This window comes from Lysinibacillus sp. NPDC056220 (assembly GCF_049315265.1).
GTDB classification, from domain to species: Bacteria; Bacillota; Bacilli; order Bacillales_A; family Planococcaceae; genus Lysinibacillus; species Lysinibacillus pinottii.
The window spans coordinates 882,220-897,100 of sequence record NZ_JBMOXD010000003.1 but is presented as its reverse complement, the minus strand read 5'-3'; the positions used below and the strand labels follow the sequence as shown (position 1 = coordinate 897,100).

Annotated in this window: 12 protein-coding genes, 1 pseudogene and 2 riboswitches; of the genes and pseudogenes, 10 read left to right on the top strand and 3 right to left on the bottom strand. The window is 38.2% G+C overall.

Features of this window, described 5'->3' with window-relative positions; all coding sequences use genetic code 11:
* Positions 1–145: 145 nt before the first annotated feature.
* The 5 genes and pseudogenes from ACOZBY_RS14640 to ACOZBY_RS14620 form a co-directional block, all read left to right on the top strand.
* Positions 146–636, top strand: a pseudogene (locus tag ACOZBY_RS14640) (transposase); the annotation flags it as partial.
* A gap of 228 nt (positions 637–864) precedes the next feature.
* Positions 865–990: riboswitch (FMN riboswitch) on the top strand.
* A gap of 117 nt (positions 991–1,107) precedes the next feature.
* Positions 1,108–1,233: riboswitch (FMN riboswitch) on the top strand.
* Between the two features lie 180 nt (positions 1,234–1,413).
* Positions 1,414–2,052 (top strand): riboflavin synthase, encoded by a 639-nt coding sequence (gene ribE / locus ACOZBY_RS14635; protein WP_031417200.1) that lies wholly within the window; start codon positions 1,414–1,416, stop codon positions 2,050–2,052.
* Between the two features lie 17 nt (positions 2,053–2,069).
* On the top strand, positions 2,070–2,696 hold the full coding sequence (ribB, locus tag ACOZBY_RS14630; RefSeq protein WP_080718186.1) for a 3,4-dihydroxy-2-butanone-4-phosphate synthase: 627 nt from the start codon (positions 2,070–2,072) through the stop codon (positions 2,694–2,696).
* 17 nt (positions 2,697–2,713) lie between these two features.
* The gene (ribE, locus tag ACOZBY_RS14625; RefSeq protein ID WP_008176574.1) at positions 2,714–3,181 is read left to right on the top strand and encodes a 6,7-dimethyl-8-ribityllumazine synthase; all 468 of its coding nucleotides are present in this window, start codon (positions 2,714–2,716) and stop codon (positions 3,179–3,181) included.
* 150 nt (positions 3,182–3,331) lie between these two features.
* A complete protein-coding gene (locus tag ACOZBY_RS14620; RefSeq protein ID WP_031417199.1) occupies positions 3,332–4,798 on the top strand; it encodes a spore germination protein in 1,467 nt (488 codons plus the stop codon).
* A 244-nt stretch (positions 4,799–5,042) separates the two neighbouring features.
* Here the strand turns inward: ACOZBY_RS14620 and ACOZBY_RS14615 are convergent, their stop codons facing one another.
* The gene (locus tag ACOZBY_RS14615; RefSeq protein ID WP_012293715.1) at positions 5,043–6,350 is read right to left on the bottom strand and encodes a GHKL domain-containing protein; all 1,308 of its coding nucleotides are present in this window, start codon (positions 6,348–6,350) and stop codon (positions 5,043–5,045) included.
* Positions 6,351–6,834: 484 nt separating this feature from the next.
* Here ACOZBY_RS14615 and ACOZBY_RS14610 point away from each other — a divergent pair, with 484 nt between their 5' ends.
* The 5 genes from ACOZBY_RS14610 (at position 6,835) to ACOZBY_RS14590 (ending at position 10,022) form a co-directional block, all read left to right on the top strand.
* A complete protein-coding gene (locus tag ACOZBY_RS14610) occupies positions 6,835–7,401 on the top strand; it encodes a histidine phosphatase family protein (protein WP_012293716.1) in 567 nt (188 codons plus the stop codon).
* A gap of 10 nt (positions 7,402–7,411) precedes the next feature.
* A complete protein-coding gene (locus ACOZBY_RS14605; RefSeq protein WP_422762509.1) occupies positions 7,412–8,281 on the top strand; it encodes a GNAT family N-acetyltransferase in 870 nt (289 codons plus the stop codon).
* Positions 8,282–8,329: 48 nt separating this feature from the next.
* Positions 8,330–8,551 carry a DUF2829 domain-containing protein gene (locus ACOZBY_RS14600; protein WP_012293718.1) on the top strand — a complete coding sequence of 74 codons (222 nt, stop codon included), beginning with the start codon at positions 8,330–8,332 and terminating at the stop codon, positions 8,549–8,551.
* Between the two features lie 56 nt (positions 8,552–8,607).
* The gene (locus tag ACOZBY_RS14595) at positions 8,608–9,363 is read left to right on the top strand and encodes a 3-oxoacyl-ACP reductase (protein ID WP_031417195.1); all 756 of its coding nucleotides are present in this window, start codon (positions 8,608–8,610) and stop codon (positions 9,361–9,363) included.
* 149 nt (positions 9,364–9,512) lie between these two features.
* Positions 9,513–10,022, top strand: a complete 510-nt coding sequence (locus ACOZBY_RS14590) for a QueT transporter family protein (RefSeq protein WP_227256869.1) — start codon at positions 9,513–9,515, stop codon at positions 10,020–10,022.
* A gap of 88 nt (positions 10,023–10,110) precedes the next feature.
* On the opposite strand, the gene ACOZBY_RS14585 is transcribed toward ACOZBY_RS14590, so the two are convergent.
* Positions 10,111–13,206 (bottom strand): copper amine oxidase N-terminal domain-containing protein, encoded by a 3,096-nt coding sequence (locus ACOZBY_RS14585; RefSeq protein ID WP_099806419.1) that lies wholly within the window; start codon positions 13,204–13,206, stop codon positions 10,111–10,113.
* Positions 13,207–13,536: 330 nt separating this feature from the next.
* Positions 13,537–14,880 carry a TldD/PmbA family protein gene (locus ACOZBY_RS14580; RefSeq protein ID WP_422762508.1) on the bottom strand — a complete coding sequence of 448 codons (1,344 nt, stop codon included), beginning with the start codon at positions 14,878–14,880 and terminating at the stop codon, positions 13,537–13,539.
* Position 14,881 lies beyond the last annotated feature (1 nt).

Here is a 14,881-nt window from a genome sequence, read left to right as displayed (position 1 = left end):
CTTCCCTCGCTTCGCTCAGTCCAGGATCTCGACTTTCCCGCTTTTCCCGCAGGAGTCGCCGCCCTTCGTTCCCATCAACTTCTACATAAAGTACTCCATCTACATAGGGTATTGAAAAGTAAATTCTCCATGTAGACTATATATTTATTTGTTAGAGAATCAAATGTTGCCTGTTCTTCCATATACACGTCCTAAAATGAAAGATGGATTCTTCCGAAAGCATGAGTATATATGACGGGCATTATTATTGTTATCTTTGAAACAAGGGCAGATATTGAAGTATGCGACAACGACGAAGGAAGGATATCGCCAATATAAATCGAATCCTTTGATTTGTGCGAGGTGTCCAAGCCTTTCCCAATGTACAGAAAGTAAGCATCATCAAAACTCATTCAACGTCATATTTGGGAGTCGTATGTGGAGGAAGCTGAACATTTACGCCATTCCTATGACATCAAACAAATTTATGCCAAGCGCAAAGAAACGATTGAGCATGTCTTTGCGGATGCAAAAGAAAAGCATGGTATGCGATGGACAACCTTAAGAGGTCTAAAAAAATGGTCCATGCAGGCGATGCTTACTTTTGCTGCCATGAATTTAAAGAAACTAGCTACTTGGACGTGGCAGACAGCTTAAGAGAGCCTCTATGCTCGAAGAGTATGTTGGATACAGCAATGATTTACCAGATATAGAAATGAAAGAGAAAGAAACATGACAAAAGCCATCGAGAATAAACTTCTCGATGACTTTTGTCTACAGTCTGAGCCACCTCTATAGTAAGGGGTGGCACCTTTTTTAAAAAATACAGACAGAAGTATAGATAATATAATTAAATAGTGTTATCGTAAGAACTAGCTAAATAAAATGATCCTTCGGGGTAGGGTGAAATTCCCAATCGGCGGTGATGAAGTCATTCAAAGTCCGTGAGCGCAAGCTGATTTGGTGCAAATCCAAAACCGACAGTAACAGTCTGGATGGGAGAAGGGTATAAGTGCGAGCTTTTTAAATTCAATGTAATTTAAAAGGTCTATTTGATTATGCATTTATTACACTACTTCCCGCAAACTTGTAGGGAAGTTTTTTATTTAGCCAATCAATTGAATAGAAGATGTTCTTCGGGGTAGGGTGAAATTCCCAATCGGCGGTGATGAAGTTATTCAAAGTCCGTGAGCGCAAGCTGATTTGGTGCAAATCCAAAACCGACAGTGATAGTCTGGATGGGAGAAGAACAAATAAGATACTAGTCTATGGAAAAAATGTATATCCAAGTAGGCTTATTTATTGATGTCTTATACTCCCAAAACCCCTTTGTCAAAGGGGTTTTTCTTTTTATAGAAGCTTCAGAAGGGAGACGGATAGAAAAGCGAGAGTAATGGATAAAAGCTACGTAAATGAGTGAAAGCAGGTGAAGAAATGTTTACAGGTATTGTAGAGGATATTGGCACTATTAAAGCCTTGAAAAGCTATAAGAACAGTATGAAAATCACTGTTCACTCTTTAAAAGTTACAGAAGATGTAAGGCTAGGGGATAGTATAGCCGTCAATGGAGTTTGTTTAACGGTGACCCATTTTACGGATCAAGAGCTGACGATGGATGTCATGCCTGAAACCGTCAAAGCTACAAATTTACATCAGCTTGCAGTAGGCGATCCGGTTAATTTGGAGCGTGCGATGCCTGCGAACGGGCGATTTGGTGGTCATTTTGTTGCTGGCCATGTTGATGCAGTTGGGAAAATTTTACGAAAGCGTCCAGTCGCCAACGCGGTCTATATTGATATCGAATTGTCTGAGGAACTAACAAGTTTCTGTATTCCAAAGGGCTCCATAACGATTGATGGCACAAGCTTAACAATCTTTCATGTTGAATCGAATTATGTCACTATTTCACTGATTCCTCATACTTACAAGGAAACAATTTTAGGCATGAAAAAAATTGGCGCATTCGTCAATATTGAAACAGATTTAGTAGGTAAGTATATTGTAAACCAATTGAAGAACGGGCAAGGCAAGTCTATGATAACAAGAGATTATTTGGCACGGCATGGTTTTTAAGATCACATAATAAGGAGATGACAAGAGTGCTACATGCAATTGAAGATGCCATAGAGGATTTAAAACAAGGGAAAGTGATTGTCGTGGTGGATGATGAAGATCGGGAAAATGAGGGGGATCTTCTTGCACTTGCTGAATATATCACTCCTGAAACGATTAACTTTATGGCGACTTATGGGAGAGGTTTAATTTGTACGCCGATTTCGCAGGAGCTAGCACATAAGCTAGAACTGCACCCAATGGTTCAGCTTAATACGGATAACCATCAAACAGCATTTACCGTAAGTATCGACCATGTGGAAACAACAACAGGGATTAGTGCCTTTGAGCGGGCTTTCACTATACAAAAGATGATCAAGTCTCAAGCAAAAAACACTGATTTTCGTCGGCCAGGACATATTTTTCCATTAATCGCAAAGGATAACGGTGTCTTAGAGCGAAGAGGCCATACGGAGGCGACCATTGATTTAGCTAAGCTTTGTCATAGTATTCCTGCTGGGGTGATTTGTGAAATCATGGGAGACGATGGTCACATGATGCGCTTTGAAGAACTGACAAAGTATGCAGCACATCATGGTTTAAAAATGATTTCCATTGAGGCGTTAGCCGCTTATCGTAGCCAAACATTAACAACAAACTACTAACAAAGGAGTTATAAAAAATGGGTCAAACATTTGAAGCACAATTAATAGGAACGGATTTAAAAATTGCAGTAGTTGTAGGTCGATTCAATGAGTTTATTACAAGCAAATTATTAGATGGAGCAATGGATGGGTTAAAGCGACATGGTGTTGATGAAGCATCTATTGATGTTGCATGGGTGCCTGGAGCTTTTGAGGTGCCTTTTATTGCGAAACAATTAGCAGAGACAAAAAAATATGATGCGATTATTGGTTTAGGAACGGTTATTCGCGGTTCTACAACACATTATGATTATGTATGTAATGAGTCGGCAAAAGGTATAGCAAATGTATCGTTAACGACCAATGTGCCAGTTATTTTCGGTATTGTTACAACAGAAAATATTGAACAGGCGATTGAACGTGCGGGGACAAAATCAGGTAATAAAGGGTATGATTCGGCAATATCGGCAATTGAGATGGCGAATCTACAAAAAATGATTGGCTAAGAACATACTGAATAGGTTATCACCGTACTGGTTGCTTGAATAATTTTTATATCCATGGGAAAAATATGCCTAAGTATATTTATTAAACGTCCAAGTTTTCATAAATGTACTAAATTTGAGCAGGCTCAGTAGGAGATGAGAAGTATTTCAATGGAACAAATGATGAATTTGAAAATGTTGAAATCACTATTTCAACGCTCTGCTGATGTGATATTCCAACAGTATAAATTTCAGCAACATACCGTCCATATGATAACCTGTGACGCCATGATAGACGAAGAACTTCTTCAAACCGTTGTAGTCGAACGTGTCCAATCCTTATTTAATAGTGGTTCTGATGAAACGTTAGAAGAACTAATTGAACAGCATCTTCATGTTCCTTATTTACAAAAGGTCATGAAGAAAGAGGATATTATTACAAGAGTCTATAAAGGCCACGTCTTATTATATTTTGAGGAAGATCACTTGATTTATTCCAGTGATATTTCAAATAGACCTAATCGTGAGCCTGGGGAAACAACGCTTGAATTAGTTGTGAAAGGGCCAAGAGATGATTTTATTGAAGATGTATTTATTAATATAGCTTTACTACGAAAACGTTTACCTACAAATTCATTTAGTGTAGAAACATTAGAGATTGGTCAACGCTCTAAAACAACGGTAGCTGTGTTATATATGGAAGACATTGTGAATTTGAATATGCTAGAACAAATCCGTTTACAATTACAAAAAATTGATACAGATATTGTCGTTAATGGCGATTTGCTGATGGAGGCAATTGAACAAACGGCTAAAGTTCTCCCTAGACATGATTATACGGGAAGACCAGATTTTGCTCTTCAGGCATTAATGAGAGGACGAATACTAATAATGATCGATGGCGTTTCGTATGCCATGATTATTCCGGCCAATATTATGCTGCTCTTTAAAACAGCTGAGGACAATGAATATCCAATCATCGTCAGTTCAATGGAACGGGTGCTCCGAATATTTGGAATACTGATTAGTATGTTACTTCCTGGTTTTTGGCTTGCCGTAACCACCTATCATCAAGAACAGCTTCCATATCTTCTTCTTGCGACAGTGGTCGAGTCAAGAACGGGATTACCATTTCCGACAGTACTTGAAATAATGATGATGCTATTTATGTTTGAAATGTTTCGCGAGGCCAATTTGCGTTTGCCTAGTGCGATTAGTGGTTCAATCAGTGTTGTTGGAGGATTAATCATTGGAGATGCTGCGATTAAAGCTGGTGTGACAAGCCCTTCGATGATTGTTATCATTGCAATTTCAAGCATTGCTGCATTCACACTGGTCAATCAAGCCTTTGTGACAGCAATGAGTATTTTCCGATTAATCATCATTTTATTTTCAGCTTTTTTGGGTCTGTTTGGATTTTTTATTTCGGTCTTTTTCATTATCCTTTATGCAGCAAATATGCGTGTTTTAGGTGTGCCCTATATAAATTTTAGTGCTGATTACGAAAGTGGTGGAAATATCGGCAAGTCCTTACTACGTTTATCGCCAAAGGGCTATAGTCTACGACCGTCCTTCCTAAAACCACAAGATCGGACACGAACTGCTACTAATAAGGCAAAAAAAAATCAGGGTGTTTGACCGTTTCCTAATATTTGGCTGTAGACAAGCTCAAAAAGTCTGTTTTCTTTCTTTTTCATGGAAATAACATGAGGTCGTTGGTTTTCATTTCTGAAGGGGTCTAGCTGCATCTCTCGCTATTTCCGAAAAAGTTGTTATGCCGTGCTGTACTTCTATTACTATGCGTACGAGGATGAGAAAAAACAAAGGCCATTGAGAATCATTTTCTCAATGGCCTTTGTCTAATGGTCTCTACATTTTGTAGCTATTTGAACGGAATATGGACGATGGCAGTCGTTTCAAGATGTTTCGATGATTCAATCGAAATATCTCCATGATATTTATGGACAATTTCTTTCACGATAAATAAACCTTGCCCTCGAATTTTACCATTTTCATGCTTTTTCGTAGAGAATCCTTGTTTAAAGATTTGATTCTCATCTACAATATTCGGTCCTGTATTCGTAATTTTAAATTCATATTGTGTTTCATTTGCTTGACAACAAATCATAATTTTACGTTGCCCCTCAGGCAATTCATTGGCAGCATCAATCGCATTGTCAATTAAGTTCGATAGAATCTTGATTAAATCTGTTGTTTTAATTTTATTAAAGTCGCCCTGAGAGATGGTAAAATCCATATCAATATTATGATTCTGTGCAGTTAGCTTTTTTGTTTGTAATAATATGGATAAACCTGGATGATCAATATTTAATTTTAAAGATTTAATCGCTTGTACTTCTTTAGACAGTGATGCTAAATATTGTTTTGCTTGATCTGTTTTTTCTAATTGTAAAAGGCCATGTAAAACTTGAATATGGTTCGTGAAATCATGACGTAACGAAGACACCGAGGTAATCAGCGTTTTGATTTCTGCTTGGTAAGTATCTTCTGTAGCGCCTACTTCCTTCGCTACCTCTTTTTGGTACCATCTTTGTAAAAATAAAAAAGAACCAGCAACAATTAAAATAAAAACACCATTGAAAATAAAAATAAATAGGTTATCTTCAATGACTTTCCCTTTAATACCATTTAAAGTATCTGCGCTTATATCAATACCTAGATAACCAATTATTTTGCCTGTATCATCTTTAATGGGCGCACCAACAGATAAATAAGAACCGTGGACTGAATCATGGATTACCTCTGTAACATAGGTTTCACCATGATAGGCTTTTTCTACTTGTTGAGCAGGAACAGTACAAACCTCACCTATTTCAAATCCTTTTTTTAGTTCACTCGGCATACCCATTACCATTGCTTTTGATACTTTTGGGTTATCCACCTGTAATGTATAAACAAATAATGCACCTAGCTTTACCCTTGCATCATTTAAGTAACTTCTTACTTCCCAATAATAATCATTCTTGTGCGGATTATCTAAAAATTGCTGATAGGCAATGGTATCGATGGAAGATGCAATGGTAGTGGCAGCCTCTAGACTTTGATTAGCAATTGATTCTTCAACGGTCTTTTTAATTTTTACATAGGATGTAATGATGTTTAAACTTGTAAACAAACATAATAAAATTGTTGATAGAATTAATATAAGCTTTATTTTTGGATTTTTCATATAACTCGGGACTTCCTCATCTATTAATATTCTAGAATATTAATTAACTCTATTTTTTGTTTGTAAACCAAACAATGCTTGTTTATCCTACATAAAATAAAACACAAAATCAATATGACTTTAAAATTACACACCGTAAACACTAGTTTAATAATCCTTTACAAGAAAGTAAACTAAAAAGGTGAAATAGCACATTTTATGTCTCAGTTCCTATACTCAAGGAAAGTTCATAAAATTCCTGAAACAAAGGTCGCATAAAAAAATCCCTTGCCTGTCATACATCATCTGTTCCATATTTTTGGTAGATAAAGTACTTTATCGAAAAATTAATTGGAACGAGGAATGCAAATCCTGGTGAGGGTGTCTGCCAGAAGTGGAGATCGACAGCGTTACTTTATTTCCCTGAAAAAGAAAGAAGTTTCCTAAAAAATAGGGAGCTTTTTTCTATTTGTAAGACATACATTACAAAGAATAAAGTGATAAAATGAAGGGGATGAAAGAATTGGAAAAGGATCTCCTGCAATTATTAAAAGAAGGAGGACTTATTTTATATGCAAGGCATGGGACTGCAACAGTAGGTGTAGATCAAGCGAATGCTCTATTTCAAAGTTGTCAGTATCAAAGAAATTTATCAGAACAAGGTCGTCATGAGGCTGTATATTATGGCCAGATGCTACGTTATTGGCAAATCCCCATCCTTGCGCCTATCACAGCTAGTCCTTTCTGTCGAACGATTGAAACAGCTCAGTTGGCTTTTCCAAATGTTCAGGTACAGATCGATCCTTTTTTGTTTGAGATCTTTATGTTAGGTGGAAATTTGTCGACTGTTCAACAAAATACAATTTTAATGGCTTTTCAATCTATGATGGAAATGCAACCACCGAAGGGAATCAATAGAGTCATGATTGGCCATAGTTTTCCGAAAGATATGGGGCTAGGGGATATTTCGAGTATGGGCACCGTTATTGTAAAACCTAAGGGCTTAGGTCATGGGTATGAAATTTTGGGAAAACTGACATTAGAAGATTTAGCAAAATTAGATACAATTTGAGATGAGGGAAATGATGAATATCAAAACAGTTTCTCAATGTACATTTGAGGAAGTATTGCGGGCGTGGAACAAAGGCTTTGAAGGATACTTTGTGCCAATTGACATGTCGACAGAAATGTTTTTGCAGCGACTTGTTGGGGAGGGGCTGTCAGCTGAGCACTCCTTTGTCGTTTTTGACCATGATGAACCGATTGGTATTGTTATGAACGGCTTTCGCATTATTAATGGTAAGAAAGTGGCTTGGAATGGCGGCACAGGCATTTCACCCTTTTATCGTGGGAAAGGCGTTTCACGATTACTAATGGAGGAAACACTAGCAATCTATGAACGTGAAAATGTTGAAATTGCTGTACTGGAAGCAATAAAGGAAAATTCAGTAGCGATTGCTTTGTATGAGAAATATGGCTATGCTATAACCGATCAACTTCAATTTTTAAGTGGGGAATATGCAGCGAGAGTAGAACAAACATCAGCTATTCGAGCAGAAATAATTCGTCCAGAGCAATTACCTCATGTGCCATTTTATCAGGAAGATGTCCCTTGGCAATGTAGCTGGCATAGCGTTAAGCAAGGAGAAGCTCGGGTTTTCTATAACGAAGCAAATGATGTGCTGGGCTATATGTTATATAAAACAGTTTGGGGTAAACAGGGTGAGTTGGAGCGGGTTATTCTTTATCAATTAGAAGTATTAGACGTGAGTAATGTCAAATTACTGCCGCATTTTTTAGCCAGTTTGACAGCTCAGAAGGTGAATATATCAGCTGTTAATTTCTTAGCAAGTAATCCAGCAACAAGCTATTTAGTGGCAAATGGACTAAAGGTGACGACAGAGCAGGTACAGATGAAAAAGCAATGCTACCCATTGTTGTCAACCTACTGAAAATCCAGTATACTAATGCGATAATGAATGGGAATAGAGGATGAAGACATGACGTTTGAAGAAATATTACCACGCTTAAAAGCAGGAGAAAAAGTAATTCGTAAAGGCTGGGGCGGGGCTGAACTATATGTGAAGCTAGTCGGCCAAAGTCAACACGATGGAGAGACTTTGAATCCTTATTTTTTGATTAATGTACGTGGAGAAGGCTACACAATGTTCACGCCTACAGTATGTGATTTATTAGCGGAAGATTGGATAGTAGTTGAATAATAATAGGAGAAGTCATCTCAATTTTGAGGTGGCTTCTTGTTGTAAGGAGACATGTTATGAGATTCGAAGAATATACAAATAAAACGATTTTTATTACGGGGGCTGCATCAGGAATTGGATATGCTCAAGCACTTGCTTTTTTAGAAAATGGCGCGAATGTATTTGGTTTTGATATAGAAGCGCAAGGGTTAGTCCAATTACAGCAGCAATATCCAGAGCATTTTGCCTATATGGTTGGTAGTGTTTGTAGCCAACAAGATGTGGAACAGTCGTACGAAGCTGCTATTTCTTCATTTACACAAATTGATATTTTATGTAATACAGCAGGTATTTTAGATGGCTTTGCAAAGACGTTGGATACGGACGAAGCATTATGGGATAAAATTATGAACACCAATGTTAAAGGAACGTTTTTTGTGACGAATAAAATCTTGCCTCATATGGTTGCAAGAGGAGCTGGTACGATTGTCAATATGGCTTCTATTGCTGGACTTGTTGCTGGTGGTGGTGGAGCGGCCTACACAGCCTCTAAGCATGCCATTGTTGGCTATACAAAGCAGTTAGATTTAGATTATTGTAGAGCGGGAATACGAGCAAATGCAATTGCACCTGGAGCCATTCAAACTCCGATGAATCAGGCAGATTTTGAGGGTGACGGAGAAATGGCGAAATGGGTAGCACAGGAAACGCCGGCTGGTCGCTGGGCACAGCCTCAGGAGGTTGCAAATTTAACCTTATTTTTAGCAAGCTCAGCAGCAGATTATATGCATGGTACTGTATTACCAATCGATGGTGGCTGGTTGACTAAGTAGGATTGTTCATCAAGTTATTCTTCTGCTATAATACGCAAGTAAGCAAAATTGCTTGCACTACGGCACTTCAGATAGGGCGCTAAGCTCTCTTCCTTTGGTCGTAGTTATTACTAAAATAGCGATTAGCTATTTTACAAAGGAGAATAAAATTGCATACATCGATTGTAAAAGATTCAAGCCGTATGTCAGTGAGTGAACTGACAAAGACGGCTCTTGTTGCAGCACTATATGTTGCTGTAACGGTTTTATTGTCAGTCATTAGCTTTGGCGCTGTTCAACTACGATTGTCAGAAATGTTTAATTATCTGGCCTTGTACAATAAGCGTTATGTATACGCAGTGACATTAGGCGTCATACTAGCAAATTTTATGTCGCCCACATGGATAGTAGATGTGCCAATTGGCGGGATTGCCACCTTCCTAGTACTAGTACTTTGTAGAAGCATTACAAAGCATATCGCCAATGATATCGTAAAAATGGTAGTGACGGCATTGATTTTTGCTGTATCCATGTTTACGGTTGCAGGGCAATTAACCATTCTTTATGACCTTCCTTTTTGGGCTACATGGTTCACAGTGGGGGTTGGAGAATTATTGTCTATGACAGTTGGTGGACTATCAATATATTTATTAAATAAAAAAATAGATTTGTCCAAATAATTTATTATAGCATGATCCATACAGCAAGAAGGGACTCCCATTGGTCGATGAAGACCATTGGGAGTCCCTTCTTTATAAACTATTTGTCTTATGGGTTAATTTGAGCGTCTTGGGACGCCGCACCACTAGTATTATCAGGCTTTTCCAGAAGCATCACTGAATTGGACGTAGTTGATAGATAATTTCCTTTGCCCACAGCTAAAACCTTAGCCACATATTCTATGGATGCTGTGAGTGGTTTTCCAAATGCATCTAAATCTATATTTAGACTTTGACTTACATTGGGGAGACCATTCTGATAAATTCTAGTACTATAATTATTGTTAATGGCATCACTATCTTTGAAACCATCTGCGGCATCTTTAGGTAGCATAAACACTCTATATTCCGTTACGTTTTGTCCGTTTTTGACATCGAAGCTAATGGTAATATCGGAATATCTATTTTGTTGACCTTGAATACTCAGTTGTACATTCTCTACCGCTACAGGTGCTGAATGATCCACTAAAGTAATAGAAGAAGATGGGTAGGATAAGTTATACATTGCCTTTGACGTGCCATTACCTACAGATAATATATAGATGCGATATTCTTCGCCATTCGTTATCAGTCTTCCTTCTGTATCTTTACTACCAGTTCCCAAACTTATACTAGATTGACCTTTATTTATATCCATAAAATTAGTGGCTTTAATAGCTGCGTTCACATCAAATCCATTTGCTTTTGATGCGGGTACGACAAGTATACGGTAGCTACCAATATTGGATTCATCAGAAGGCTTCGAGAACGATATTTGTAAATCTCGACCATCTCCATAATCACCAACATCGCTTACATTAATATTACTTACCGCCTGAACAGCTTTACTTTTACTAAGTGTAATGACAGGCGAAGCAGAGGATAGAGCATAGGTATTTGGAGAATTTCCATTGGATACAGTCAGTACATAGACGCGGTAGCTAGTTCCTTCCGTAATAAAATTACCACGTACATCCCTAATCCCATCCAACGTTCTCGTTGTAGTTATATTCCCACCTTTGCTTTCAGTGATGTAATAATTACTACTATTGGCTTGTGAAAGATTAAAGCTACTGTAATAAGCTGTCGGTACAATTAGAATTCGATAATGATTGACATTTGATTCATTCGAAGGCTTTGTAAACGTTACTTGCACATCACGGCCATCTCCATTATCGTCTATATCTGCCACATTTAGATTGGATACAGCTTGCACATTAAAGTTCTTATTTAGCGTAATCGTAGATGTCGGCGCAGATAGTGCATTGCTTCCTATTCCATTCGCTACAGTTAAAACATAAATGCGGTAGCTAGTACCTTCTTTGATTGTATTACCGCGCACATCTCGAGTATTTTCAGATAACGTTTGCTCGTATGTGGATTTTCCAGATTTGTATACAGTTGTATAATTGCTGCTGGATACATTATTTGCTTCCGTCAGACTGAAGCTATTGTAATAAGCTGTTGGTACAACTAGAATCCGATAGTGACTAATAATGGACTCGTCTACAGCTTTATTGAAAGAGACAAAGAGGTCGCGTCCGTTGCCATAATCACTTACATCGTTAGCATATAGATTCGATACTGCACCCGCATTGCTGCTATATAGCGTAATCGTATTCGAGGCTGAAGATAGCGTATTATTCGCTGAGTTATTTGTTACGGCCATAACGAACACACGATAGCTAACGCCATTTTGAATGGGATATCCGTCAGTATCTCTTGCTCCTGAAGAGAGTACCTGAGTAATATTGTAGCCTGTTTTGTTTACTTGTGTGTAATAAGTGCTAGATAAGCTGTTTGCCTTTGTCAATGTAAAATTTGAATAGTTGTTAGCTCTTACTACAAAAATTCTGTAAGCGCTAAGAGTAGATTCATCGGACACTTTATTGAAGCTAACTCTTAAATCACGCCCATCCCCAAAGTCATTGATATCACTCACTTGTGTAATAATCGGAGTAGACATTGTATTTTGACTAAGTGTTACGGATGATGAGCCCGATGACAGCTTATTTCCTAATGAATTCGTGTTACTTACAGACATAACGAACGCTGTATAAGGTACGTTATTCTTAATGAGATCACCGGCAGTATCACGTGCTGTGGAAGATAAAGTTCCTGTCAAAATACTGCCGTTATTTCCCGATTTATTCACGGTTGTATAGTAGCTGCTTGATAAATTATTGGCAGTAGTAAGACTAAAATTGCTAGCATCCCTAGACTTTACGATATACATACGATAATTGGAAATATTGTTATCATTTTGCGGACGAGTGAAGCTAACTGAGATATCGCGTCCATCGCCAAAATCGTTAATATCATTCATTCTCACATTTGTTACCTCTGTAACAGACGACAAATTCGTTAAGGTAATCTTTGCGGAAGAACTCGATAAAACGCTAGAATAAGAACCTTTCCCAACCGCAAGTATACGAACTACATAAGGCTGATCATTTCTAATGAAGTCTCCATCCACATCCCTTGAATTCTGCGATAAAGTAACAGCACGATTCGAATTTGATGTAGATACTACTGTATAATTAGAAGGGGAGACCTTCAAGGCAGATGCCAAATTGAAGCTTTTGGATGCCTTCAAAACCATTACCCGATAATGATCGACGTATGATTCTGTAGACGATCTGGAAAAGCTAATCTCCATGTCACGCCCATCTCCCTGATCATTAACATCGCGTACAGATACATTGCTCGCAGGAGAAATACTGATATAGCTTGGAGTGTCAGATATAATAGTGACAGTCTGATTTTTTGAGTTCCAGTCAACCTCCTGACCAAGCGCTTCACTAACGAAGCGAACTGGTACCATAGTTCTGCCTCTTAAAATTTGTGCTGGTACATCAAGCGTAACTGACTGGCCATCAATAGTAGCTACCTTCGATTTCATTTTGAGAACTACTGTAGTATCTCCTTTATACCCTGTTACAGTTTGACTCCTTGAATCCCAATTTACATTGGCACCCAATGCCTCAAAGATTGCTCTAAGTGGCAGCATCACACGCCCTTGAATCATCGCTGGCGGCTGATCGGTCTTCAATTGAACCCCGTCCACAGTAATTGTGATGGCTTTTGCCGCTTGTGCGGTTGCCGGTTGCAGCAATAGCGGTACAATAAGCATTGCTGCAAAAAATAAAGTCCATATTTTTTTCATATATTCCACCCTTCTTCATGCCATATAACTGACGCAGCATGACAACTTATTTAACGTATCAAAGGCCTAAAAGTTTCACCATTTTACCTCTAAAAGAAAATTTAACCATTAGTTGCTATGTCGCAGTATTTCCTTGTCTACATATCGTAGAAGCTGTAAGAGAATTTTAAGAGGGAAGGTGGTAGGAGGATTAGCAAAAATAGTGGATGACACTGGCTTTATACAATAAAGAAGGCAACTCTCTCACCCATAGTCGCTTCCACTGAATGAGAGGTTGGTGACTATAGATAAAAGAATTGCCGAGAAATTAGAATGGCTTACTTTTTGGTGTTATTCCACTGTTACAGATAGTTCATTTACAAGTAGCGATGAGGAGCCATATCCTCCTGGTAGGAAGTAAAGCTCAGAGCTAGTTTCTTTAATATCCTGTAAAAACTCGAAAAAATTACCTGCTATCGTCATTTGCTTAACAGGGGAGGAAATTTTACCATTTTGAATTTGAAATCCTTTAGCAGCGACTGAAAAATCACCTGATACCGTATTCGTACCAGAATGAAGCCCAGATAATTCAGTAATTAATACACCGTTACCAACCGACTGAATTAATTCATCTAGAGATTTCTCACCAGTTGAAATATATAAAATTTGGGGCGCAATCGTTAAGGCTCCTTTATAGGAATCTTTATGGGCATGCCCTGTTGTTTCACAGTTATCTTTTTTGGCCGTTTTTCTATTATGCAGAAGTGTTTGGAGTGTCCCCTCTAAAATAATTTCCTGCTCTTTTGTTGCAACACCCTCACCATCAAAGCTTGCTCCAGACAATGCGGCAGGATGGAATGGAGTACTTAGTAGGGAAACTGCCCCTGATGCCACCTTTTGTCCCACCTTTCCCTTTAATAGAGATTGATCTTTTTGAGCATTTTCAGCTGACAGTATTGGCATAAATGTTTCTAATAATGATGCTGATGCATCAGAGCGAAGAATGATTGGATATTTTCCACTAGGAATCGATTTTTCACCTAAATTCGCAAGAGCCTCCTCAGCTGCTTCCTTGGCAATATCATCAGCATGCAGAGAAGGAAAATCACGTGTCATTTTCAAATAACGTCCTGTTTTCATCTCTTCACCCTCTTTTACAACAGTGGAGAGGAAAATCACGAGGCCGTTCTCCTTATGTGATAAGGCAAGATTTTTACTATTCACTAATGAGCGTTCAGTCGTATATTCTTGCAGGAAACAATAATCAAGAGCAATGATACGTGAATCGTATGCGCGAATTTTTTCTTCGATGGAACGAAGGAGCTCTATTTTTTCTGGAATTCCGATAGTCTCTAATTCTTCATTGTAATAGTCATAGGATGGGTATTTAGCGCTGCCATGGAAAATGGCTACGCCCTCATCTTCATCAAGTATGTTTGCATTTGCTTTTGCGCTATTAATTAAAAAGGAAATCGAATCATCGTCTAGTTTTTCTGTATAGGAATAGCCCATTTTTCCGTTGTAAAGCCCTCGTAGACTTAGCCCTCCGTCCTCAGACGTTTCGTAGCTATCTATCTCGCCCTTGTAGAGCATGCATCGAATTGATTTATTTTGTTCATAATAAACCTCCGCTTCTATAAATCCCGCTTCTTGTGCCTTGTCTAATAGTCTTTCCTGGTATTTAGCAATGTTCATT